This window comes from Streptomyces sp. NPDC047000 (assembly GCF_040644295.1).
Taxonomy (GTDB): Bacteria; Actinomycetota; Actinomycetes; order Streptomycetales; family Streptomycetaceae; genus Streptomyces.
The window spans coordinates 99,018-120,975 of the sequence record NZ_JBEYWE010000003.1; the positions used below are offsets into that span (position 1 = coordinate 99,018).

The following is a 21,958-nucleotide window of genomic DNA, read 5'->3' on the forward strand; positions in this document are numbered from 1 at the left end:
CCCCGCTTCACCCTTCGGCTTGCCTATAGATAACGGTGGTGCTGCCCACGACGATCCGCGAGCCGTCGCGGAGCGTAGCGCGGGTGGTGTGCTGTCCGTCCACCACGATGCCGTTGGTGGAGCCGAGATCCTGGATCGTCGAGGGCGCTCCGGTCCGGATCTCGCAGTGCCGGCGGGACACGCCGGGGTCGTCGATCCGCACGTCGGCCTCGGTGCTGCGGCCCAGTACGAGGGTGGGGCGGGAGATCTGGTGGCGGGCGCCGTTGATCTCGATCCAGTAGCGGGTGCGGGCTCCGGCGGCCGGGACACCGACGGGGCCGCCGGAGCGGTGGCCGCCCTGGCCGCCGGGACCGCCGTAGGGCGGGGCGCCGGGGCGGCCGCCGGGCGGCGGTGCGGCCGGCATGGGCGGTGCGGCCGCGGGCTGCGGCGGGTAGCCGTAGCCGCCGGGCGCGGCGGTGCGGCCCGCGGCGGGTGCGGGGCCGCCGCCCTGCTGCTGGTTGCTGGAGGAGGCGAGCGTACGGCTGCGGACCCGGTAGAGGCCGGTGTCGAGGTCGTCGGCCTTCTCCAGGTGGACTTTTATGGGGCCCATGAAGGTGTAGCGCTGCTGCTTGGCGTAGTCGCGCACCATGCCGGCGAGTTCGTCGCCGAGCTGGCCGGAGTAGGGGCTGAGGCGCTCGTGGTCGGGCGCGCTCAGTTCGACGATGAAGTCGTTGGGTACGACGGTCCGCTCGCGGTTCCAGATGGTCGCGTTGTTGTCGCACTCGCGCTGCAGTGCACCGGCGATCTCGACGGGCTGGACCTCGGACTTGAACACCTTCGCGAAGGTGCCGTTGACCAGACCTTCGAGGCGCTGCTCGAACTTCTTCAGGACTCCCATGAGGCACCTCCTCCGACGTTGACGTGCTGCAGCTTCTCGTACCGCTTGTTGATCGTATCCACGCGTCCGGCGAACAGCCGGTTCCCCCTGCACCATGCCGCAGAGGGAGGTGCCGGTGAGCGTCGGCGGGTGCCGGCGGCTGTCGTCGTCCGCACCGGTTTCCCCTCCCGGATGCCCTGAGCCGTTCCCCTTCGAACTCCTTCTGCCCTGGATCGTAGAGGTGGGCCCCGACCAGTGTCCCGCACCTGACTGTGCGGACGGTCCGCCTCCTGGGGAGATGGCGGTTACCGGTACGAGGTTGATACGTGAACCGGCCTCCGTCGAATACGGCGGCGGTGCGTTCGACGGGGTGAGGGGTGCCGCGGGCCGGTCCCGCGGCCCGCGGAAAGCGATGTGAACCCGCCCCCACCGGCGTGCTAATGTTCTGCGTGTCGGAAGGCGCCGCACCGCGAAGGAACGGAACCGGAAGACACACCCAATGCGCGGGTGGCGGAATAGGCAGACGCGCTGGATTCAGGTTCCAGTGCCCGCAAGGGCGTGGGGGTTCAACTCCCCCCTCGCGCACCACGAAGTACCGATGGTACGGGTCCCTCACAGTGACGGAAGTCATGGAGGGGCCCGTTTCTCGTTGTTCCCGGCGGTGGTCCGCGGGGTCCGGGCGCCGGCGGCGCGTGAGGCATCTCACGTCCCGGGCGGGGGCGCGGCACGGCTGTCCGGTGCGGCGGGAAGCCGGGGTTCTCGGCGGCCGGAGAGTTGTCCACAGGTCTTGTCCACAGGGTCTGACACGGTTCGGCGGGCGGCTGTACCGTCTGCACGAGTTGATGTTCGTGCGGGTCGTGTGAAGCGGGGGAGGCGGTCGTGATGACCGAGGCCGGTGCGGGGGCGGCGGATGCCGGGAACGGGCGGAGGCTGCCCCCTGTGCGGGGGTTCGCGCCGTGGCCGGGCGGCGGTCCGGGTTCCGGGGCGGCGGACGGTCGTGTCACGCCGAAGGAGGAGGGGAAGGCGCTGCGGCGCGGTGTGCCGCGCAGCGCGCACGCCACTCTCGACCTGGACGGTTCCCGGCCGGACGCGGTCCGTGCCGTGGAGGAGTCGAACCGGGGGCGTATCGCCGGGCTGACGCCCATACGCGTCGGCAGGATGGCGGCCACGCCGTTCGCCTTCCTGCGCGGATCGGCGGGGCTCATGGCCTACGACCTCGCGCGCACCCCCATGACCCGGGTCCGGGCGCAGATCTGCGGTGACGCCCACGCCGCCAACTTCGGTCTCTACGGCGACGCCCGCGGCGGCCTCGTCATCGATCTGAACGACTTCGACGAGACCGTCGACGGTCCCTGGGAGTGGGATCTGAAGCGGCTCGCCGCCTCGCTGGTGCTGGCCGGCCGTGAGGCGGGGGCGAGCGAGGAGGGCTGCCGGGACGCGGCACGTGACGCGGTCGGTTCCTACCGGCGCACCATGCGGCTGCTGGCCAGGCTCCCCGTGCTGGACGCGTGGAACGCCATCGCCGACGAGGAACTCGTCTCCCACACCGATGCCCATGATCTGCTCGGCACGCTGGAGCGGGTCTCCGAGAAGGCCCGTGCCAACACCAGCGGGCGGTTCGCGGCGAAGTCCACGGAGAGGACGGAGGACGGCGGGCTCCGCTTCGTCGAGGCCCTGCCGGTGCTGCGGGGCATACCGGACGCCGAGGCGGCCGAGGTCGCCGCGGCTCTGGAGCACTACGCCGGGACCCTCTCCGAGGACCGTCTTCCGCTGCTGGCCCGTCACGCCGTGCACGACGTGGCGTTCCGGGTGGTCGGCACGGGCAGCGTCGGCACGCGGTCCTATGTGGTGCTTCTGCTGGACCACCGCGGTGAGCCACTGGTGCTCCAGGTCAAGGAGGCACGGCCCTCGGCCCTGCTGCCGCACCTGCTGACGGCCGGTTTCGAGACACCGGCGGTGGAGCACGAGGGGCGGCGGGTGGTCCTGGGGCAGAAGCGGATGCAGGTCGTCAGCGACATCCTGCTCGGCTGGACGACGGTCGCCGGACGGCCTTTCCAGGTACGGCAGTTCCGCAACCGCAAGGGCAGCGTCGACCCCGCCGCGCTGGCCGCCGACCAGGTCGACGACTACGCCCGTATGACCGGCGCCCTCCTGGCGCGCGCCCACTCCCACAGCGCGGACCCCCGGCTGATCTCCGGGTACTGCGGCAAGAACGGCGAGCTGGACGAGGCGATCGGCGCGTTCGCCATGGCCTACGCCGACCGCACCGAGGCCGACCACGCCGACCTGGTCGCGGCGGTGCGGGCGGGGAGGGTCGCGGCGGAGACGGGGGTGTGAGCGGAAGGCGGGTGGAGGCGGGGGACGGGGGAGGGGGGAGCCCCCCCCGCGGAGGCGGCCCGGAGGCGTGGGGGGTCTTCGTGCGGCGGTCTCCCCCCGGGTGTGGCCTACGCTGGTCGGGTGACGACCCCGGAAGCTGAGCAGCCCCAGTCCGTCGGCGCGGAGTCCCGGCCCGAGGAACGGCTGGAGCGGGCCGTTCGGGCCGCCGAGCAGGCGTTGATCGAGTTCGAGATCGCCGTGGAGACCTTCCGTGTGGAGGTCGAGAACTTCTCCCGGCTGCACGAGCAGAAGCTCGGCCCGATGTATGCCCGCCTGGAGGAGCTGGACGCTCAGATCGCCGAGGCCAAGGCGGCCCGTACCGGAGATCCCGAGGATCTGCGGCTGGCGCAGGAGGCGCGGGCGCGGGTCATGCCCATTCCCGGCGTCGAGGAACTGATGCACGGCTGGATGGACGGCGGCGGGCTCTTCCCCGAGGCCGTGTCCATGCTCACCGACCAGACGGTGCAGACGCCGGCCCGGGTGCGTCCCAGCGAGGAGGCCCGCAAGCTGTACCGCGAGCTGGCCCGCAAGGCCCATCCCGATCTGGCACAGGACGACAACGAGCGGGACCGGCGTGAGGAGTTCCTCACGCGGGTCAACGCCGCCTATGCGCGGGGTGACGCGAAGCTGCTGCGTGAGCTCGCCGAGGAGTGGGCCGCCGGACCGGTGCCGGCCGAGCCGCGCCCGAGCCGCAGCGAGGAGCTCTACGTCCGTCTCGAATGGCTCGCCCAGCGCAAGGAACTGCTCACCTTCGTCGCCAGGGAGCTGGAGGACGGTCCGATCGCCGCGATGCTCCGGCTCGCCCCGGACGACCCCGACGGCCTCCTCGACGAGATCGCCGGTCAGCTCCACCAGCAGCTCGCCGAGCGGGAGGCGGAACTGGCCGCGCTGTTCGGCTGAGGTGCCGGGGGCGGCGTGTCTGCGACGGCCGGCCGGACCGTGCCGAGCGGCACCACCGTGCCCCCCGGTGGGCCGGCGGGTGCGTCGGGTAGCGTCGGGGCATGGTTTTCGGAGCTGGTGTACCCACGGTCGCGGTCGCTGATCTCAAGGACGGCGACTTCCTGCTGGATGTCCGGGAGGACGAGGAGTGGCAGGCGGGCCATGCCGCGGGCGCGCTGCACATTCCGATGAGCGAGTTCGTCGCCCGCTACGGCGAGCTGACCGAGGCCGCGCCGCAGGACGGGCGGGTCCATGTGATCTGCCGTTCGGGCTCGCGTTCCGCGCAGGTCACCATGTACCTCACCCAGCAGGGCATCGAGGCGGTGAACGTCGCCGGCGGCATGACGGCCTGGGAGGCCGGCGGCCGTCCCGTCGTCGACGGGCAGGGGCAGCCCGGCGCCGTCGTCTGACCGGCGGGTCGGTTCGGCCGGTGCGGTCGTCCGACCGGCGGGTTGGCTCGGCTCGTGTGGTGGTCTGAACGCCGGGTCGGTTCGGCCGGTGCGGTGGTCCGGTTGGGGCCGTCGCTCCGGGGCGTCACGTCGGGGGCGGCTCCCGGGTGTCAGCCCAGGGGGTGGGCCGCCAGGAGGTCGCCCAGGGCTTCCTCGTGGGCCGCGGCCGGGCCGAGCGACAGTTCCAGGTGCTTGGCCCAGGCGTGATAGCGGTGCAGCGGATAGTCGGTGTCGGCGCCGAAGCCGCCGTGCAGATGCTGCGCGGTCTGCACCACTCGGCGGACGCCCTCCGCGGCCCAGATCTTCGCCACGGCGACATCGGCGGCGGCCGGCAGCGCGCCGGGCGTGCCCGAGCCGGTGCCGATCCTCCAGGCGGCCTGCCAGAGCGTGGCCTCCATCGCGCGCAGGTCGATGTAGCGGTCGGCGGCCTGCACGGCGACGGCCTGGAAGGTCGCCACCGGATACCCGAACTGCTCGCGCTTGCCGGTGTACTCACTGCTCATCCGCAGCACGCGCTCCCCCACGCCGAGGGCGAGCGCGCAGGTGCCGGTGGCCAGCAGCAGCCGCAGCCGCTCCCAGGCGCCGTCGGCCTCGACGACGTCCCGGGCAGGGACGCGGGCCGACTCCAGGCGCAGTTCGCCCAGCCGCTCACCGGTGGTGGAGACCTGCTCGGCGAGGACGGTGCCCTCGTGGCCGCGGGTGACCAGCGCGAGGACCGTGCGGCCGGTGTCCCCGCCGCCCGTACCGACGGAGCCGTCCGGGCCGTTCCGGTCGTCCGTGCGGGCGGGTACGACGATGACATCGGCGTCGTAGGCCCACGGCACCGCCGTCTGCATCCCGTCCAGGACCCAGTGGTCGCCCTCCCGGCGTGCGGTCACCGCGAGTTCGGCCCCGTCGTGGCCGGTGCGGCCCTGCGAGGCCACCGTCAGGACCAGCTCGCCGCGCCCCGCCCGGGTCAGCAGGGCCGACTTCGCCTCCGCGCTCCCGTGTGCCTGGACGGTGGCCGCGGCCGCGCTGTGCTCCAGCAGCGGCACCCGGGCCAGCACCTTCGCCGACGCGCGCAGGACCAGGCACAGGGCGATGGGGTCCAGGCCCGCTCCGCCGTACTCCTCGTCGAGCAGCAGGCTCAGCAGGTCGGCCTCGGCCAGCTTCGTCCACAGGTCGCGGTCGAAGGTGTCGGCGACCGGGCCCCTGGTGAGCGCGGGGCTCGGTACCTCGTCCGGAGCGACCCCGGCGAACACCCCGTCGGCCGCCTCGGCCGCCGCCTGCTGCTCCTCGGTGAAGGTGAAGTCCACGGTCCCTGTCCTTCCAGTACTCCGACGCACGCACCGGCCGACGACCGGACCGGGACGGACCGGAGGACCGGCAGCCCGGCGGACCGGTCTGACGGAGCGTCAAGATAGAACAGGTTCTAGAAGAAGGGAACGGGGGCGGCGGCTCCGCCGGTCAGCGGTCGAAGTCCAGCTCCACGCCCTCGGTCACCGGATGCGACTGGCAGGCCAGCACATACCCGGCTTCCGTCTCCTCCGGCTCCAGCGCGAAGTTGCGGTCCATCCGCACCTCGCCGGCGACCAGGTACGCCCGGCAGGTGCCGCAGACGCCGCCCCTGCAGGCGTAGGGGGCGTCAGGGCGGTTGCGCAGCACCGTCTCCAGGAGGGACTCGCCGTCCAGAACCGGCCAGGTGCCGCCGCGGCCGTCCAGCCGGGCGGTGACCGTGCTGTGCGCGGGGGCCGGGGCGGGCGCGGCCGGCGGGGCGGTGTCCACGTGGAAGATCTCCTCGTGGATCCGGGTGCGGGGCACTCCCAGCCCGCGCAGCGCCCGCTCGGCGCCCTGCACCAGCCCGTACGGTCCGCACAGGAACCAGCCCGCCACCCGCTCCACCGGCAGCAGTGCCGGAAGCAGTGCGGTCAGCCGTTCTCTGTCGAGGCGTCCGGTGGGCAGCCCCGCCTGCTGCTCCTCCCGGGACAGCGCCGTGACCACCTGAAGGCGCTGCGGGTGGCGGTCCTTCAGGTCGGCGACCTCCTCCAGGAACATCGTCGAGGCGGTCGTACGGTCGCTGCGGACCAGGCAGAACCGGGCCTCGGGCTCCCGTGCCAGCAGCGTCGCGGCGATCGACAGCACCGGGGTGATGCCGCTGCCGCCGACGACCGCGGCATAGAGGCCGGGCGCGGGGTCGAGGGTGAAGCGGCCTGCCGGAGTCATGACCTCCAGTTCGTCCCCGACGGCGATCTCCTTCAGCGCGTACGTCGAGAAGACGCCGCCCTCCACCAGCCGCACCCCCACCCGCAGCGTGCGCGGGCCCTCGCCGCCGGGATCGGGTGCGGGGGAGCAGATCGAGTAGGTGCGCCGTGTCTCCGTCCCGTCGCCGGCCCTGCGGCGCAGCGCGAGGTGCTGGCCGGGGGCGTGCCGGTACTCCTCGCGCAGCGCGGGCGGCACGGTGAGGGTGAGGGCGACGGCGTCGTCGGTGATCCGGTCGACCGCGGCCACCGGGAGCGGGTGGAAGCGGGCCATCACAACTCCTTGAAGTGGTCGAACGGTTCACGGCAGGTCAGGCAGCGCCGCAGGGCCTTGCAGGCGGTGGAGGAGAACCGGCTGAGCAGCTCGGTGTCGGCCGATCCGCAGTGCGGGCAGCGCACCGGCTCCGGCGGCGGGGCGGCTGCCGTCCGGGTCGGGCCGAGGGCCACGGAGACCGGGCCCGCGGCGGTCGCACCGGCACCGGTGGTGGCGGTGTCTGCGGCCGCGTGTGCCCGCTCGCGTGGCGGTGCTATCCCGAACTCCCTGAGTTTGCGGCGTCCTTCGTCCGTGATGTCGTCCGTCGACCAGGCGGGTGCGAGGACGGTCCGCACCGTCACCTCACGCACCCCGTGGGCGTGCAGTGCCCGCTCGATGTCCAGGGCCATCGCCTCGACGGCCGGGCAGCCGGTGTAGGTCGGGGTCATCTCGACCTCCGCCGTGTCCGGGCCACGGGCGTGCACCGCGCGCACGACGCCGAGCTCCAGCAGGGTCAGCACGGGCAGTTCGGGATCGGGCACGGAACCGGCGACCGCGAGCAGTTCCGCCTCGAGCGGGGTGGCCGCGGCGGTCACCACGACGCCCCCGGGTGACTGCGGTGCAGATGCTGCATCTCGGCGAGCATCCGCCCGAACGGCTCGGTGTGCAGACCCTGACGTCCGGCGCCCGCCGTCCACGCCCCGGTGCGGGGGCCGTCGGGGACGGTGAGTCCGGCCCGGCCCAGTACATCGGCCACGGACTCCAGCCAGGCGGCGTCCAGAAGCTCCGTCTCCAGGCCCTCCACCGGCTGGAACGGCTCGCCGGTGAACCGCCACAGCGCCGTGCAGGCCCGCTGCATGCGCGCATGGCTGACGTCGGTGCCGTCGCCGAGCCGCAGGGTCCACTGCTCGGCGTGGTCGCGGTGGTAGGCGGTCTCCTTCACGGCCTTCGCCGCCAGCGGGGCGAACGGGCCGTTCCCGGTGGCCAGACGGTCGTGGAGCAGCTGCTGGTAGGTGGAGAAGTACAGCTGGCGGGCGATGGTGTGGGCGAAGTCGCCGTTGGGCTGTTCCACCAGCTGGAGGTTCAGGAAGGCCCGCTCCTCGCGCAGATAGGCCAGTTCGTCCTCGTCGCCGACCGTCGACAGCAGGATCCTGGCCTGGCCCAGCAGATCCAGGGCGATGTTGGCGAGGGCGACCTCTTCCTCCAGGACAGGGGCGTGGCCGGCCCACTCCCCCAGACGGTGCGACAGCACCAGCGCGTCGTCACCGAGGCTGAGGGCGGCCGTCCTGGGCGTGGCCTGTGCCCCGGGTCCGAGGAGCTCCGGGCCGAGGGCGGTGGTCCTGCGGGCTGTGGTTCCGTGGGTTTCGGATGCCGGGGTCACAGGTGCTTCACCTCCTCGGGGATCTCGTAGAACGTCGGGTGCCGGTACGGCTTGTCGGCGGACGGTTCGAAGAACGGGTCCTTCTCGTCCGGTGAGGAGGCGGTGATCGCGGACGACGGGACGACCCAGAGGGAGACGCCCTCGCCGCGCCGGGTGTAGAGGTCGCGCGCGTTGCGCAGGGCCAGCTCCGCGTCCGGGGCGTGCAGGCTGCCGGCGTGGGTGTGGGAGAGGCCGCGGCGTGAGCGCACGAAGACCTCCCACAGGGGCCATTCGGTGGTGCTCATGCCCGTGTCGCTCCCGTCCCGTCCGGTGTGGCTGCCGCCCCGGCGTGTTTCGCCGCGTGGGCCGCGGCCGCCTCCCGCACCCATGCGCCTTCGTCGTGCGCTTTTCTGCGCCGGCCGATCCGCTGCTCGTTGCAGGGTCCGTTGCCCTTCAGCACCTCCCGGAACTCCGTCCAGTCGATCGCGCCGAAGGTGTGGTGCCCGCTCTCCTCGTCCCACCGCAGGTCGGGGTCCGGGAGGGTGAGGCCGAGGAACCCGGCCTGGGGGACACAGATGTCGACGAAACGCCGGCGCAGCTCGTCGTTGGAGTGGCGTTTGATCTTCCACGCCGTCGACCGGGCCGAGTGCGGTGACTCGTCGTCGGGCGGGCCGAACATCATCAGCGACGGCCACCACCACCGGTTCACCGCGTCCTGCGCCATCGCATGCTGCTCCGGGGTGCCGCGGCTGAGGGCCAGCAGCAGTTCGTAGCCCTGGCGCTGGTGGAAGGACTCCTCCTTGCAGACGCGGACCATCGCGCGTGCGTAGGGGCCGTAGGAGCAGCGGCACAGCGGGACCTGGTTGGTGATCGCCGCACCGTCCACCAGCCAGCCGATCGCGCCGACGTCCGCCCAGGTCAGGGTCGGGTAGTTGAAGATCGAGGAGTACTTCTGCTGCCCGCTGTGGAGCTTGTCGAGCAGTTCGTCGCGGCTGACGCCCAGGGTCTCGGCCGCGCTGTAGAGGTACAGCCCGTGTCCGGCCTCGTCCTGGACCTTGGCCATGAGGATCGCCTTGCGGCGCAGCGAGGGCGCGCGGGTGATCCAGTTGGCTTCCGGCTGCATGCCGATGATCTCGGAGTGGGCGTGCTGCGCGATCTGGCGGATCAGCGTCGCGCGGTAGGCGTCGGGCATCCAGTCGCGCGGCTCGATGCGCTCGTCGGCGGCCACGGTGGCGTCGAAGAGGCGCTCGAGCTCCTCCGTGCCCGTGGCGTCCGTGGCGTCCGGTGTGCCGCGTGCCCGTTCGCGGGCCGTCCGGTGGGCGGCTGCTGTCGCCATGCGGTCCCCCTCGACCTCGGTGTCTGACGTGCTGGATGTCGTGGTCCGTGATGCGGGCAGGGCGTCCCCTCCGGGTCCGGCCGGGTCTGCCCGGGAACGCGGCCGACCGATCGTTCGGTCCGGCGTCATTCCATGGTGAAGCGGGCCCTCGCAAGGTGTCAACCGTTGTGGAAAACATGACCGACGGCCTGTGGACAACTCACGGACGGCTCCGGAAACCCGCCTCACCTGCGGCAACGCGGTCGCCGTCCGTCCGTCGTCGTGTTCCGCGGACCAGGTCCTCCGAATGGGGTGTGCCGGAGGGGTGGGCTGAGTACCGTTCCCGTGCGACCGCTGTGGCACGGTGTGACCGGCGGTGGGGGCGCCGCGCAGGAGGGGGCCGCGGAACGGAGCGGGATCGGGACCACCGGAACGGGATCGGGAGCGGGGCGGAATGGAATCGACGGACGCGACGGGCGCGTACGGCTCGGATCCGAGTGCGCCCCGCGTGTCCGCGGACGGCCCCGCCGCCGCCCGGACCGGCCCCGCGGCCTCGCCCGTCGAGCCACCGACCGGTCCTGTCGTCCCGCCGGCTGATCCGACGACCGGCCACGCCGTCCCGCCCCCGGATCCGCCGACCGGGTACGCCGCCCTCGCCGGTCTGTCCGCCCCGTACCGGGCGGCCGCCGCCGTGGCCGTCGCGCTCGTCGGGGTCGTCGCGGTCGTCCATCTCGGCATGGTGTTCCTGCACGTCGCGCCGTCGAACACGGTGTCCCGGCAGCACAGCCGGGCGATCGACGACTGGATCTACCCGGAGTTCGAGCAGAACTGGAAGCTGTTCGCGCCCAACCCGCTGCAACAGGACATCGCGGTGCAGGTCCGCGCCGATACCCGCGGCGCCGACGGCACCGTCCGGACCACCGGCTGGTACGACCTGTCCGCCGAGGACGGCCGGGCCGTCGACGGCAGCCTGCTGCCGAGCCACACCCGGCAGAACGAGCTGCGCCGCGCCTGGGACTTCTTCCTCGCCTCGCACGACGGCGAAGGCCGTCCGGTGGGTCTGCGCGGCGCGCTCTCGGAGCAGTATCTGCGCCGTATCGCCGTGCTGCGCCTGGACCGGGACGGCGCGGTGGGGCGGGGCGGCGGCATCGACCGTGTCCAGGTCCGCTCGGTCACCACGAACGTGCCGCCGCCCCGCTGGAGCGGCGAACAGGTGTCCACGATGCCCGCCTACCACGAGCTGCCCTGGTGGACGGTCCCGGCGGACGAGGCCGAGGGAGGCGTGAAGTGAGGAACGGCCTCGCCCTGCCGGTCTCCCGCGGCCTGGCCCGCGTCACCGGGTCCCCCCTCGGGCCGTACCAGAGCGCCGTGATCCGTATCGGCTTCGCCGCGACGACCCTGCTGTTCCTGCTGCGCGAGTTCCCCCACCGCCAGGAGATGTACGGCCCCCACGCCCCGTGGAGCTGGGACGCCGCCCGGCAGCTGACCACCGACAACGGTGCCTTCACGGCGCTTCTGTGGTTCCGGGGGGAGGCCTGGTTCGAGTCGGTCTACGGGCTCACGGTGCTGTCGGCCGCCCTGCTGCTGCTCGGCTGGCGGACCCGTACGACGTCCGTGCTGTTCATGGCCGGCCTGCTCTCCCTGCAGAACCGCAGTGTCTTCATGGGGGACGGCGGTGACAACGTCCTGCATCTGATGTCGGTCTACCTGGTGTTCACGCGCTGCGGCCGTGTGTGGTCCCTCGACGCGCGCAGACAGCGGCGTGCCGGGGCGGCACGCGCGCGGGGCGAGCAGGTCCGCGACCGGACGGGTCCGCTGCTGTGGGGTGTGCTCGGCGTGGCGCTGGTCGCGGCGACCCTGGCGGGCAGGCTCGGCGGCGACCCGCTGGTGCCGGTGCTGCTGTGGGCGGCGTGGCTGGCGCAGGCCCTGTGGTGGATCACCGGGCGCCGGGCGGACGGGGTGCCCGGCGCGCAGCCGCGCCTGCTGCTCGACATCGTCACCGACGCCGTCCACAACGGCGCCCTGTTCGTGATCATGGCCGAGGCGTGTCTGATCTACGCCACGGCGGGCTGGTACAAGGTCCAGGGCCCGCGCTGGCAGGACGGCACCGCCGTCTACTACCCGCTGCACCTGGAGTCCTTCTCGCCGTGGCCCGGCCTGGCGGGTCTGCTGTCGGCGAGCGGCACGATGGTGATGCTGGTGACGTACGGGACCGTGATCGCTCAGGTCGCCTTCCCGTTCACGGTGTTCAACCGGCGCGTCAAGAACGTGCTGCTGGCCGTGATGATCACCGAGCACGCGGCGATCGCGGTGGTCCTGGGGCTGCCGTTCTTCTCGCTGGCGATGATCGCGGCGGACTCGGTGTTCCTGCCGACGCCGTTCCTGCGTCGGCTCGGCTCGGGGGCCGTACGCGTGCGTGAGCGGCTGCTGCGGCGGTTGCGGCCGGTGCTGCCGGGGCAGCGGGCGGCGGACGCGGCCGAGGACGCCGAGCCCGCGCACGTAGGCTTCACGGTATGACCGACCCCGTGACCCGCTGGCACCGGCTCGCCGGGGCCGCCGTCCTGCTCGACGGCTTCCACGCCCTCAAGCACGCCCTGCGGTTCGGTGCCGAGGTGCCGGTGGCGGTCACGGCCGACCGGCGGGCGGCGCTGGACCTGGCCGCCGAACTGGCCCCGGACGTACGGGACGGGCTGGCCGCCCTCCTGACCGAGGTCCCCGAGGCGACGTACCGCGCTCTCGTGCCGCGCCCTCATCCGACCCGGGTGGCCGCCCTGGCCGTACGGCCCTCACGCGCGGCCGGTCTCGCGGCGCTGGCCCGTGCACCGCGCACCGCGCCCGTCGTGGTCCTCGACAATCCGCGCAACCTCGGCAACGCGGGTGCGGTGATCCGGCTGGCCGCCGGTTTCGGGGTGACCGGTGTGGTCACCACGGGGACGCTGGATCCCTGGCACCCCACGGTGGTGCGCGGCGGGGCGGGGCTGCACTTCGCGACCGTGGTGGAGCGGCTGGAGACGGCGGAGCTGCCCGCGGGCCCGCTGTTCGCGCTCGATCCGGAAGGCGAGGACATCCGGGGCCTGAAGCTGCCCGACGACGCGGTGCTCGCCTTCGGCTCCGAGCGCAGCGGACTGTCCGGTGACCTGCGCGCGCGTGCCGGCCGGCTGGTCGCCCTGCCGATGCGCCCCCAGGTCTCCAGTTACAACCTCGCGACCAGCGTGGCCATGACGCTGTACCACTGGAGTCTCACCGGGGGCGCGAAGACCGCCCTGCCCTGCTGAGCCGGGCGGACCCGCCCCGTCGCCGCCGGTCGGGTCCGGCCGCGACGGACGGCGGCTCCGGCACCCCGCGGTCAGGACTCCCGCCGCACCTCCACCACCCGGAAGCGGTTCGCGACGAACGCGCCGTCCGTGAGGGCCGCGTTGGCCGCCGGGTTGCCGCCGGAGCCGTGGAAGTCGGAGAACGCGGCCGTCTGGTTGACGTAGACCCCGCCGGTGAGGTTCAGGGACAGCTGGGCGGCCTCCTCCAGGCAGACCTCCTCCACGGCCCGTTCGACCTCCTCGTCGGTGCTGTACGCGCCGACGGTCATCGCGCCCTTCTCGCGGACCGTGCGGCGCAGCAGTTCCACCGCGTCGGCCGGGGAGTCGACGGCGACGGCGAAGGACACCGGGCCGAAGCACTCGTTCAGGCAGACGGCCTCGGTGTCCGGCTTGGTGCCGTCCAGTTTCACGATCACCGGGGTGCGCACCACGGCGCCGGGGAAGTCCGGGTTGACCACCTCGCGGGAGGCGAGGGCGACCTCGCCGAGGCCGGCGGCGGCCTCCAGACGTGCTGTGACGTCCGGGTTGACGATCGCGCCCAGCAGGCCGTTCGCCCGCGTGTCGTCGCCGAGGAGGCCGTCGACGGCGCGGGCGAGGCCGCTGACCACCTCGTCGTAGGTCTTGGGGCCCTCGTCGGTGCGGATGCCGTCGCGGGGGATCAGGAGGTTCTGCGGGGTGGTGCACATCTGGCCGCTGTAGAGGGAGAGGGAGAAGGCCAGGTTGGCGAGCATGCCCTGGTAATCGCCGGTGGACTCGACGACGACCGTGTTGACGCCGGCCTTCTCCGTGAAGACCTGCGCCTGGCGTGCGTTGGCCTCCAGCCAGTCGCCGAACGCCGTGGAGCCGGTGTAGTCGATGATCCGGATCTCGGGACGGACGGCCAGTGTCTTCGCGACGCCCTCGCCGGGGCGCTCGGCGGTCAGTGCGACGAGGTTCGGGTCGAAGCCGGTCTCCGTGAGGACCTGACGGGCGGTCCGCACGGTGAGCGCGAGCGGCAGCACCGCGCGCGGGTGCGGCTTCACCAGGACGGCGTTGCCGGTGGCCAGGGAGGCGAACAGGCCCGGGTAGCCGTTCCAGGTCGGGAAGGTGTTGCAGCCGATCACCAGGCCGATGCCGCGCGGGACCGGGGTGAACGTCTTGGTGAGCGCGAGCGGGTCGCGCCTGCCCTGCGGTTTGGTCCACCCGGCGGTGTCCGGGGTGCGCGCCTGTTCCGCGTACGCGTACGCCACCGCTTCCAGGCCGCGGTCCTGCGCGTGCGGGCCGCCCGCCTGGAACGCCATCATGAAGGCCTGGCCGCTGGTGTGCATGACCGCGTGGGCGAACTCGTGGGTGCGGTCGCTGATCCGTTTGAGGATCTCCAGGCAGACCACGGCGCGCACCTCCGCCCCGGCCTCCCGCCACTCCCGCTGTCCGGCCCGCATGGCGGGCAGCAGGACGTCGGGGTCCGCGTGCGGGTACGTCACGCCGAGGTCGATGCCGTACGGGGAGATCTCGCCGCCCACCCAGTCGTCGGTGCCGGGCTGGCCGAGGTCGAGGCGGGTGCCCAGGAGGGCGTCGAAGGCGGCCCGGCCCGCCGCGGCGTCCAGGCTGCCGTGCTCGCCGTAGGCCTTGGGGTGCTCGGGATGCGGGGACCAGTACGCGCGCGTGCGGACGGTCTCCAGCGCCTGGTCGAGTGTGGGCCGGTGCCGGGCGATCAGTTCGTGCGCGGTGAGTGCGGCCATGCGGGACCAACTCCTCGTCTCTCGAACTCGCCGTCGAGTTCAGGACCTGGGCGGGAACAGGGGCAGGACGGGCCGACCGGCCGACCGGGACGGGGCCCGGCCGGTCAGGACCGGTACGGGTGCCCCGGCGGGAACGGTGCGGTGGCCGGGGCGGATACACGGACGGGTGCGGGGGCAGGAACAGCCGGTCAGGATTTAGATTAACCGAACGATCGGTCGGCTCAAGGGGGCCTGCCGCATCTGTGGAAAACGTGGTGCGGGAGGATCGCGCACATGACAGCACTCGACCTCAGCAGCCCCGTGGCCGTGGCCGGCACCGGCACCATGGGCCAGGGCATCGCCCAGGTGGCGCTGGTCGCGGGCCATCCCGTGCGGCTGTACGACGCCGTGCCCGGGCGGGCCGGGGAAGCGGCCGCGGCGATCGGTGCCCGGCTGGACCGGCTCGTCGAGAAGGACCGGCTCACCGGCGCCGAACGCGACGCCGCGCGGGCCCGGCTCACGCCCGTGGACGGCCTCGCGGGTCTCGCGGACTGCGCGCTGGTCGTCGAGGCCGTCCTGGAGCGGCTCGAGGTCAAGCAGGAGCTGTTCCGGCGGCTGGAGGACGTCGTCGCCGGCGACTGCCTGCTGGCCACCAACACGTCGTCCCTGTCGGTGACGGCCGTCGGCGGGGCCCTGCGCAACCCCGGCCGCCTGGTGGGCCTGCACTTCTTCAACCCGGCGCCGCTGCTGCCGCTCGTCGAGGTGGTCTCCGGGTCCGCCACCGACGTCACGTCGGCCACGCGCGCGTACGAGACCGCCCGCGCCTGGGGCAAGACCCCGGTCGCCTGTGCCGACACGCCCGGCTTCATCGTCAACCGCATCGCCCGGCCGTTCTACGCCGAGGCGTTCGCCGTGCACGAGGCACAGGCCGCCGACCCGGCCACTATCGACGCCGTGCTGCGCGAATGCGGCGGCTTCCGGATGGGTGCCTTCGAACTGACCGATCTCATCGGCCAGGACGTCAACGAGTCCGTGACGCATTCGGTGTGGCGGTCCTTCTTCCAGGACGTGCGCTTCACCCCGTCGCTGGCCCAGCGGCGCCTGGTCGAGTCCGGCCGGCTGGGCCGCAAGAGCGGCCACGGCTGGTTCGACTACGCCGACGGCGCCGAGCGTCCCGAGCCGCACACCGCGGAACCGGCCCGCGCGCCCGCCCATGTCGTCGCCGAGGGCGACCTGGGCCCCGCCTCGGAGCTGCTCGGGCTGATCCGCGAGGCGGGCATCCCCGTGCGCGAGGAGGACGAGGACCACGGCACCCGCCTGGTGCTGCCCGGCGGCGGTCAGCTGGTGCTCGCCGACGGGCAGACCTCCGTGGAGTTCCGCGACGTCGTCTACTTCGACCTCGCCCTCGACTACCGCAGGGCCACCCGGGTCGCCCTGTCCGCCTCCCAGGACACCGCGCCGCAGACCCTCGCGGAGGCCACCGGCCTCTTCCAGGCGCTCGGCAAGAACGTCAGCGTCATCGGCGACGCGCCCGGCATGATCGTCGCGCGTACGGTGGCCCGGATCGTCGACCTGGCGCACGACGCGGTGTCCAAGGGCGTGGCCACCGAGGAGGACATCGACACCGCGATGCGCCTGGGCGTGAACTATCCGCTCGGCCCGTTCGAGTGGAGCCGCAGACTGGGGCGCGGCTGGGCCTACGACCTCCTGGACGACCTGCATGTGCGCGACCCGTCCGGACGGTACGCGCCGTCCCTCGCGCTCTACCGTCATGCCTACGCCACGGAGAAGCGGGAGGGCTCCTCATGACCACCGCCAAGCGCGACACGTACACCCCCGATTCGCTGCTCTCGGTCGCCGTCCAGGTGTTCAACGAACGCGGCTACGACGGCACCTCGATGGAGCACCTCTCGCGGGCGGCGGGCATCTCCAAGTCGTCGATCTACCACCATGTCACCGGCAAGGAGGAGCTGCTGCGACGCGCCGTCAGCCGGGCTCTGGACAGGCTCTTCGCGATCCTCGACGAGGAGCACGCGCGCGTGGGGCGCGCCTCCGCCCGCCTGGAGTACGTCGTACGGCGCATGGTCGAGGTCCTCATCGCCGAACTGCCCTACGTGACGCTGCTGCTGCGGGTGCGCGGCAACACCGGCACCGAGCGCTGGGCGCTGGAGCGGCGCCGCGAGTTCGACCACCGGGTGGCCGAACTGCTGACGGCGGCCGCCGCGGACGGCGACATACGCGGCGACGTGGAGGTGCGGCTGGCGACCCGGCTGGTGTTCGGGATGATCAACTCGCTGGTGGAGTGGTACCGGCCGGACGGCCGCGGGACGGCCGAGCGCGAGGTGGCCGACGCGGTCGTACGGCTGGCGTTCACCGGACTGCGCGGCGACGGCTGACGCGTCCGGAGCGGGACGGCTGCCGACGGCCCCGGGGCGTGGCGACGGCCGACGGCCTCCGGTCGCTGTCCGGGGGCGGCTCAGCCCTCCGGCTCCAGGTCCTCCTCCTCGAACACCAGCAGGGTGCGGGTGCTCAGCACCTCCGGGATCGCCTGGAGCCGGGTGAGCACCAGCTCGCGCAGCGCCTTGTTGTCCGAGGTGTGCACCAGCAGCAGCACGTCGAAGTCCCCGCCCACCAGGGCGATGTGGGAGGCGCCCGGCAGCTGTCTGAGCTGCTCGCGCACCGTGCGCCAGGTGTTCTGCACGATCTTGAGGGTGATGTACGCCGACGTCCCCTGGCCCGCGCGTTCATGGTCGACGCGGGCGCCGAAACCGCGGATGACACCGTCCTCGACGAGCCGGTTGATCCGCGCGTAGGCGTTCGCCCGGGAGACATGGACCCGCTCCGCCACCGACCGCACCGATGCCCGGCCGTCCGCCTGGAGGATCTGCAGGATGTCCTGATCAACGGCGTCGAGCGGCCGCGCCGGCAGCTGACCCGCGTTCCCCTCCGCACCCTCGGCCATTTGTTCAGGTGTCATGTCCCCCCGCCTTCTTGACATGGACGCAATGCGTTCATTCCAGGCTGTGGAGAACCGTTTGTCCACAGCCTCCGGGTGCCTGTAGCCAAAATGCGCCGACGACCGAACAATCGGTAGGTGAGGCGCGTCACACCCGACCGCCTGCCGTAGCCGCTCCCACGAGGAGGTGCCGTCATGACGGTCATGGAGCAGCGGGGGGCCTACCGGCCATCGCCGCCGCCCGCCTGGCAGCCCCGCACCGACCCCGCGCCCCTGCTGCCCGACACCGAGCCCTACCGGGTCCTCGGCACCCCCGCCGCCGCCGGGACCGACCCCGGCCTGCTGCGCCTGCTGTACGCCCAGCTGGTGCGAGGCCGCCGCTACAACACGCAGGCCACCGCCCTCACCAAGCAGGGCCGCCTGGCCGTCTACCCGTCCAGCACCGGCCAGGAGGCGTGCGAGATCGCCGCCGCGCTCGCCCTCCAGGACCGCGACTGGCTCTTCCCCAGCTACCGCGACACCCTCGCCGTCATCGCCCGCGGAGTCGACCCCGTCGAGGCGCTCACCCTGCTGCGCGGCGACTGGCACACCGGCTACGACCCCCGCGAGCACCGTGTCGCCCCGCTGTCGACACCGCTCGCCACCCAGCTTCCGCACGCCGTCGGCCTGGCCCGTGCCGCCCGCCTCAAGGGCGACGACGTGGTCGCGCTCGCCCTGGTCGGCGACGGCGGTTCCAGCGAGGGCGATTTCCACGAGGCGCTCAACTTCGCGGCCGTCTGGCAGGCGCCGGTCGTCTTCCTGGTCCAGAACAACGGCTTCGCCATCTCCGTCCCGCTGGCCAAGCAGACCGCCGCCCCCTCCCTGGCCCACAAGGCCGTCGGGTACGGGATGCCGGGCCGCCTCGTCGACGGCAACGACGCGCCGGCGGTGTACGAGGTGCTCAGCGCCGCCGTGGCGCACGCGCGCGCGGGCGGCGGTCCGACGCTCGTCGAGGCGGTGACGTACCGCGTGGACGCCCACACCAACGCCGACGACGCGAGCCGCTACCGCGACGACGCGGAGGTCCGGACGTGGCGCGAGCACGATCCCGTCCTGCTGCTGGAGCACGAGCTGACCGGTCGCGGCCTCCTCGACGACGACGGGATGCGCGCCGCCCGCGACGACGCCGAGGCGATGGCCGCCGATCTGCGCGACCGTATGAACCGTGACCCGCGGCTCGACCCGACGGACCTCTTCGACCACGTCTACGCCGAGCCCACCCCGCAGCTGAGGGAACAGCGCGCCCTGCTGCTGGCCGAACTGGAGGCCGAGCACGAGGGGCACGCCGGACACGAGGGACAGGCGGGACACGCGGCGGGGACGGGCGGCACGGGGGAGGGCGGGCCGCGATGACCACCGTCGCCGTCAGGCCCGCCACCATGGCGCAGGCCCTCACGCGCGCGTTGCGCGACGCGCTGGCCGCCGACCCGGCCGTCCACGTCATGGGCGAGGACGTCGGCACCCTGGGCGGCGTCTTCCGCGTCACCGACGGGCTCGCGAAGGAGTTCGGCGAGGACCGCTGCACCGACACGCCGCTCGCCGAGGCCGGCATCCTCGGCACCGCCGTCGGCATGGCGATGTACGGCCTGCGCCCGGTCGTGGAGATGCAGTTCGACGCGTTCGCCTACCCGGCGTTCGAGCAGCTCGTCAGCCATGTCGCCCGGATGCGCAACCGTACGCGCGGGCGGCTGCCCCTGCCCCTCACCGTCCGCGTCCCCTACGGCGGCGGCATCGGCGGCGTCGAACACCACAGCGACTCCTCCGAGGCGTACTACATGGCGACTCCGGGGCTCCACGTTGTCACCCCGGCGACCGTCGCCGACGCCTACGGGCTGCTGCGCGCGGCCATCGCCTCCGACGACCCGGTCGTCTTCCTCGAACCCAAGCGGCTGTACTGGTCGAAGGACACCTGGAACCCCGAGGACCCGCCGGCCGTTGAGTCGATAGGCCGCGCCGTGGTGCGGCGCCGGGGACACAGCGCCACACTGCTCACCTACGGGCCCTCTCTGCCCGTCTGCCTCGAAGCCGCCGAGGCGGGCCGGGCCGAGGGCTGGGACCTGGAGGTCGTGGACCTGCGCTCCCTGGTGCCGTTCGACGACGAGACGGTCGGTGCGTCCGTACGGCGCACCGGGCGCGCGGTCGTCGTGCACGAGTCGGGCGGGTTCGGCGGCCCGGGCGGGGAGATCGCGGCCCGTGTCACGGAGCGCTGCTTCCACCATCTGGAGGCACCGGTGCTCCGCGTCGCGGGCTTCGACATCCCCTACCCGCCGCCGATGCTGGAGCGCCACCACCTGCCCGGCGTCGACCGGATCCTGGACGCCGTGGCGCGTCTGCAGTGGGAGGCGGAGGGCTGATGGCACAGGTGCTGGAGTTCAGGCTCCCCGACCTCGGGGAGGGGCTGACGGAGGCGTCGATCGTCCGCTGGCTGGTGGCGGTCGGTGAGGTGGTGGCCGTCGACCAGCCCGTCGTCGAGGTCGAGACGGCGAAGGCCCTGGTCGAGGTGCCGTGCCCCTACGGCGGTGTCGTCACCGCCCGGTTCGGCGAGGAGGGCGCGGAACTGCCCGTCGGGGCGCCGCTGCTCACGGTCGCCGTGGGCCCCGCGGCGTCTCCCGCCGGGCAGGACCCGGGCTCCGGCAACGTCCTGGTCGGCTACGGCACCACCCAGGCCCCGGCCCGCCGCAGAAGGGTACGGCCGCCGACGGCTCCCGCACACGGCGCGCCCGGCACCGGCACGGACGCGGAATCCGCGACCGGCGCGCAGGCTGCGGGTTTCGATGAAGTGGCCGGAACCGGCGTGACCGGAACCGGTGTGGGCGGAACCGGCGTGGCGGCTGCGGGCGCCGACGGAGCCGGAGCCGCGGCCGCCATGAGTGCCGCCGGTGCGGCCGGTGCGGCCGGCCCCGGTGCGGAGGTCGCGCTCGGCAACGGTGCGGCCCGCGCCGGGGCAGGTGCCGCAGGCGGCAACGGCGTGAGCCGGACCGGCGCCGGCGTCGGCGCTTCGGGTGGTGACGGCGTGGCGGGAGGCGCCGCGGGCGTGTCCGGCGGGGTGCGTGCCCCGGCGTGGGCCCTGGTGCACCAGGCGGTGCCGCCCGCCGTGTCACCGTCCACGGGCCCCGACGGGCCCGTGCGCGTGGTGTCGCCGCTGGTGCGCAGGCTGGCGCGCGACAACGGCGTCGACCTGCGGCAGCTGTCGGGATCCGGCCCGGACGGGCTGATCCTGCGGGCCGACGTCGAGGACGTCCTGCGCGCGAACGCGGCCCGCGCCGCCCGCGCACCCCGGCCGCCGCTCCCCGCCCCGGCCTCCCCGGAGGGCACCCGGGTCCCCCTCAAGGGCGTCCGCGGTGCCGTGGCCGCCAAGCTCGCCCGCAGCCGCACCGAGATCCCCGACGCGACCTGCTGGGTGGACGCCGACGCGACCGAACTGCTGCGCGCGCGCACGGCCATGAACGCGGTCCCGGGAGCCGCACCCGGGATCTCCCTGCTGGCGCTCCTCGCCCGGGTCTGCACCGCCGCCCTGACCCGGTTCCCCGAGCTCAACTCCACGGTCGACACGGCGGCCGGGGAGATCGTCCGCCTCGACCACGTCCACCTCGGATTCGCCGCCCAGACGGAGAGGGGCCTCGTCGTACCGGTCGTACGGGACGCGCACGCGCGGAACGCGGAGGGGCTGACGGCCGAACTGGCCCGGCTGACCGAGGCGGCCCGCGCCGGAACCCTGACGCCCCGGGAACTCACCGGCGGCACCTTCACGTTGAACAACTACGGCGTGTTCGGCGTCGACGGCTCCACCCCGATCATCAACCACCCCGAGGCCGCCATGCTCGGCGTCGGCCGGATCGCCCCCAAGCCGTGGGTCCACGAGGGCGAACTGGCGGTGCGCCAGGTCGTGCAGCTCTCCCTCACCTTCGACCACCGTGTCTGCGACGGCGGCACAGCGGGCGGCTTCCTGCGCCACGTGGCGGACTGCGTGGAACAGCCCGCGGTCCTGCTGCGCACGCTGTAGCCGTCCGGGTGACCGCCCGCGCGACTGTCCGCGTGACCGCGGGTGTGACCGCCCGCGGGACTGTCCGAGCGGCTGTCCGGGTGACCGCTCGCGGGACCTCAGGCGTACCCCCGGCCCTCCCGCAGAGCCGGGGCACCGGCGGGGAGCGTCCGCCCGCGCCG

The 21,958-nt window shown here is 73.3% G+C and carries 20 protein-coding genes and 1 tRNA gene; 12 read left to right on the forward strand and 9 right to left on the reverse strand.

Annotated features, from left to right (window positions below; genetic code table 11):
• Positions 1 to 7: 7 nt before the first annotated feature.
• Positions 8 to 877, reverse strand: coding sequence for a DUF3662 and FHA domain-containing protein (locus ABZ862_RS06865; protein ID WP_360953475.1), 870 nt, complete (start codon positions 875 to 877; stop codon positions 8 to 10).
• Between the two features lie 480 nt (positions 878 to 1,357).
• On the opposite strand from ABZ862_RS06865, the gene ABZ862_RS06870 reads away from it, so the two are divergent.
• The 4 genes from ABZ862_RS06870 (at position 1,358) to ABZ862_RS06885 (ending at position 4,581) form a co-directional block, all read left to right on the forward strand.
• Positions 1,358 to 1,444, forward strand: a tRNA-Leu gene (locus ABZ862_RS06870).
• Between the two features lie 294 nt (positions 1,445 to 1,738).
• On the forward strand, positions 1,739 to 3,193 hold the full coding sequence (locus tag ABZ862_RS06875) for a DUF2252 domain-containing protein (RefSeq protein ID WP_360953478.1): 1,455 nt from the start codon (positions 1,739 to 1,741) through the stop codon (positions 3,191 to 3,193).
• Between the two features lie 120 nt (positions 3,194 to 3,313).
• Positions 3,314 to 4,132 (forward strand): J domain-containing protein, encoded by an 819-nt coding sequence (locus ABZ862_RS06880; protein WP_360953481.1) that lies wholly within the window; start codon positions 3,314 to 3,316, stop codon positions 4,130 to 4,132.
• Between the two features lie 101 nt (positions 4,133 to 4,233).
• Positions 4,234 to 4,581: a rhodanese-like domain-containing protein gene (locus ABZ862_RS06885; RefSeq protein WP_360953484.1), complete on the forward strand. Its 348-nt coding sequence runs from the start codon at positions 4,234 to 4,236 to the stop codon at positions 4,579 to 4,581.
• A gap of 149 nt (positions 4,582 to 4,730) precedes the next feature.
• On the opposite strand, the gene ABZ862_RS06890 is transcribed toward ABZ862_RS06885, so the two are convergent.
• The 6 genes from ABZ862_RS06890 to paaA all read right to left on the reverse strand — a co-directional run bounded on the left by ABZ862_RS06890 (position 4,731) and on the right by paaA (position 9,806).
• Positions 4,731 to 5,915 carry an acyl-CoA dehydrogenase family protein gene (locus ABZ862_RS06890; RefSeq protein WP_360953487.1) on the reverse strand — a complete coding sequence of 395 codons (1,185 nt, stop codon included), beginning with the start codon at positions 5,913 to 5,915 and terminating at the stop codon, positions 4,731 to 4,733.
• Between the two features lie 151 nt (positions 5,916 to 6,066).
• The gene (locus tag ABZ862_RS06895; RefSeq protein WP_360953490.1) at positions 6,067 to 7,131 is read right to left on the reverse strand and encodes a 2Fe-2S iron-sulfur cluster-binding protein; all 1,065 of its coding nucleotides are present in this window, start codon (positions 7,129 to 7,131) and stop codon (positions 6,067 to 6,069) included.
• Positions 7,131 to 7,706 (reverse strand): 1,2-phenylacetyl-CoA epoxidase subunit PaaD, encoded by a 576-nt coding sequence (paaD, locus tag ABZ862_RS06900; protein WP_360954482.1) that lies wholly within the window; start codon positions 7,704 to 7,706, stop codon positions 7,131 to 7,133. Before paaD ends, ABZ862_RS06895 begins: the two co-directional genes overlap by 1 nt.
• Entirely contained in the window at positions 7,703 to 8,365 is a 663-nt protein-coding gene (paaC, locus tag ABZ862_RS06905) for a 1,2-phenylacetyl-CoA epoxidase subunit PaaC (RefSeq protein ID WP_360954485.1), read from the reverse strand. The genes paaD and paaC overlap by 4 nt, the downstream gene beginning before the upstream one ends.
• A 122-nt stretch (positions 8,366 to 8,487) precedes the next feature.
• Positions 8,488 to 8,775 (reverse strand): 1,2-phenylacetyl-CoA epoxidase subunit PaaB, encoded by a 288-nt coding sequence (gene paaB, locus ABZ862_RS06910; RefSeq protein ID WP_360953493.1) that lies wholly within the window; start codon positions 8,773 to 8,775, stop codon positions 8,488 to 8,490.
• Positions 8,772 to 9,806: a 1,2-phenylacetyl-CoA epoxidase subunit PaaA gene (gene paaA, locus ABZ862_RS06915; RefSeq protein ID WP_360953496.1), complete on the reverse strand. Its 1,035-nt coding sequence runs from the start codon at positions 9,804 to 9,806 to the stop codon at positions 8,772 to 8,774. The genes paaB and paaA overlap by 4 nt, the downstream gene beginning before the upstream one ends.
• 433 nt (positions 9,807 to 10,239) lie before the next feature.
• Between paaA and ABZ862_RS06920 the strand changes: the two genes are divergently transcribed.
• Genes ABZ862_RS06920 through ABZ862_RS06930 form a run of 3 tightly spaced genes read left to right on the forward strand, consistent with a single transcriptional unit; the run spans position 10,240 to position 13,060 of the window.
• A complete protein-coding gene (locus ABZ862_RS06920; protein WP_360953499.1) occupies positions 10,240 to 11,076 on the forward strand; it encodes a DUF5819 family protein in 837 nt (278 codons plus the stop codon).
• Positions 11,073 to 12,302, forward strand: coding sequence for an HTTM domain-containing protein (locus ABZ862_RS06925; RefSeq protein WP_360953502.1), 1,230 nt, complete (start codon positions 11,073 to 11,075; stop codon positions 12,300 to 12,302). The genes ABZ862_RS06920 and ABZ862_RS06925 overlap by 4 nt, the downstream gene beginning before the upstream one ends.
• Positions 12,299 to 13,060, forward strand: a complete 762-nt coding sequence (locus ABZ862_RS06930) for a TrmH family RNA methyltransferase (RefSeq protein WP_360953505.1) — start codon at positions 12,299 to 12,301, stop codon at positions 13,058 to 13,060. Before ABZ862_RS06925 ends, ABZ862_RS06930 begins: the two co-directional genes overlap by 4 nt.
• Positions 13,061 to 13,131: 71 nt before the next feature.
• On the opposite strand, the gene paaN is transcribed toward ABZ862_RS06930, so the two are convergent.
• Positions 13,132 to 14,820 (reverse strand): phenylacetic acid degradation protein PaaN, encoded by a 1,689-nt coding sequence (paaN, locus tag ABZ862_RS06935; protein ID WP_360953508.1) that lies wholly within the window; start codon positions 14,818 to 14,820, stop codon positions 13,132 to 13,134.
• A gap of 273 nt (positions 14,821 to 15,093) precedes the next feature.
• Here paaN and ABZ862_RS06940 point away from each other — a divergent pair, with 273 nt between their 5' ends.
• Together ABZ862_RS06940 and ABZ862_RS06945 are read left to right on the forward strand one after the other, a co-directional pair.
• Positions 15,094 to 16,608, forward strand: a complete 1,515-nt coding sequence (locus ABZ862_RS06940) for a 3-hydroxyacyl-CoA dehydrogenase (RefSeq protein WP_360953511.1) — start codon at positions 15,094 to 15,096, stop codon at positions 16,606 to 16,608.
• Complete coding sequence (locus ABZ862_RS06945) at positions 16,605 to 17,195, forward strand: TetR/AcrR family transcriptional regulator (RefSeq protein WP_360953514.1); 591 nt, start codon at positions 16,605 to 16,607, stop codon at positions 17,193 to 17,195. Before ABZ862_RS06940 ends, ABZ862_RS06945 begins: the two co-directional genes overlap by 4 nt.
• 80 nt (positions 17,196 to 17,275) lie before the next feature.
• Here the strand turns inward: ABZ862_RS06945 and ABZ862_RS06950 are convergent, their stop codons facing one another.
• Positions 17,276 to 17,776, reverse strand: a complete 501-nt coding sequence (locus tag ABZ862_RS06950; protein ID WP_360953517.1) for an Lrp/AsnC family transcriptional regulator — start codon at positions 17,774 to 17,776, stop codon at positions 17,276 to 17,278.
• 174 nt (positions 17,777 to 17,950) lie between these two features.
• Here ABZ862_RS06950 and pdhA point away from each other — a divergent pair, with 174 nt between their 5' ends.
• From pdhA to ABZ862_RS06965, 3 genes are read left to right on the forward strand one after another with little or no spacing between them, the layout of a single operon-like run.
• Complete coding sequence (gene pdhA, locus ABZ862_RS06955; protein WP_360953520.1) at positions 17,951 to 19,147, forward strand: pyruvate dehydrogenase (acetyl-transferring) E1 component subunit alpha; 1,197 nt, start codon at positions 17,951 to 17,953, stop codon at positions 19,145 to 19,147.
• Complete coding sequence (locus tag ABZ862_RS06960; RefSeq protein ID WP_360953523.1) at positions 19,144 to 20,148, forward strand: alpha-ketoacid dehydrogenase subunit beta; 1,005 nt, start codon at positions 19,144 to 19,146, stop codon at positions 20,146 to 20,148. Before pdhA ends, ABZ862_RS06960 begins: the two co-directional genes overlap by 4 nt.
• A complete protein-coding gene (locus ABZ862_RS06965; RefSeq protein ID WP_360953526.1) occupies positions 20,148 to 21,797 on the forward strand; it encodes a dihydrolipoamide acetyltransferase family protein in 1,650 nt (549 codons plus the stop codon). Before ABZ862_RS06960 ends, ABZ862_RS06965 begins: the two co-directional genes overlap by 1 nt.
• Positions 21,798 to 21,958 lie beyond the last annotated feature (161 nt).

Excerpts from the sequence above, each read along its gene's own strand:
- ABZ862_RS06895 (WP_360953490.1), bottom strand. The coding sequence starts at position 7,131 with ATGGCCCGCTTCCACCCGCTCCCGGTGGCCGCGGTCGACCGGATCACC.
- ABZ862_RS06945 (WP_360953514.1), top strand. The coding sequence starts at position 16,605 with ATGACCACCGCCAAGCGCGACACGTACACCCCCGATTCGCTGCTCTCG.
- paaB (WP_360953493.1), bottom strand. The coding sequence starts at position 8,775 with ATGAGCACCACCGAATGGCCCCTGTGGGAGGTCTTCGTGCGCTCACGC.
- ABZ862_RS06920 (WP_360953499.1), top strand. The coding sequence starts at position 10,240 with ATGGAATCGACGGACGCGACGGGCGCGTACGGCTCGGATCCGAGTGCG.
- ABZ862_RS06930 (WP_360953505.1), top strand. The coding sequence starts at position 12,299 with ATGACCGACCCCGTGACCCGCTGGCACCGGCTCGCCGGGGCCGCCGTC.
- ABZ862_RS06885 (WP_360953484.1), top strand. The coding sequence starts at position 4,234 with ATGGTTTTCGGAGCTGGTGTACCCACGGTCGCGGTCGCTGATCTCAAG.
- paaN (WP_360953508.1), bottom strand. The coding sequence starts at position 14,820 with ATGGCCGCACTCACCGCGCACGAACTGATCGCCCGGCACCGGCCCACA.
- ABZ862_RS06965 (WP_360953526.1), top strand. The coding sequence starts at position 20,148 with ATGGCACAGGTGCTGGAGTTCAGGCTCCCCGACCTCGGGGAGGGGCTG.
- ABZ862_RS06950 (WP_360953517.1), bottom strand. The coding sequence starts at position 17,776 with ATGACACCTGAACAAATGGCCGAGGGTGCGGAGGGGAACGCGGGTCAG.
- ABZ862_RS06875 (WP_360953478.1), top strand. The coding sequence starts at position 1,739 with ATGACCGAGGCCGGTGCGGGGGCGGCGGATGCCGGGAACGGGCGGAGG.
- pdhA (WP_360953520.1), top strand. The coding sequence starts at position 17,951 with ATGACGGTCATGGAGCAGCGGGGGGCCTACCGGCCATCGCCGCCGCCC.
- ABZ862_RS06940 (WP_360953511.1), top strand. The coding sequence starts at position 15,094 with ATGACAGCACTCGACCTCAGCAGCCCCGTGGCCGTGGCCGGCACCGGC.
- ABZ862_RS06960 (WP_360953523.1), top strand. The coding sequence starts at position 19,144 with ATGACCACCGTCGCCGTCAGGCCCGCCACCATGGCGCAGGCCCTCACG.
- paaA (WP_360953496.1), bottom strand. The coding sequence starts at position 9,806 with ATGGCGACAGCAGCCGCCCACCGGACGGCCCGCGAACGGGCACGCGGC.
- ABZ862_RS06865 (WP_360953475.1), bottom strand. The coding sequence starts at position 877 with ATGGGAGTCCTGAAGAAGTTCGAGCAGCGCCTCGAAGGTCTGGTCAAC.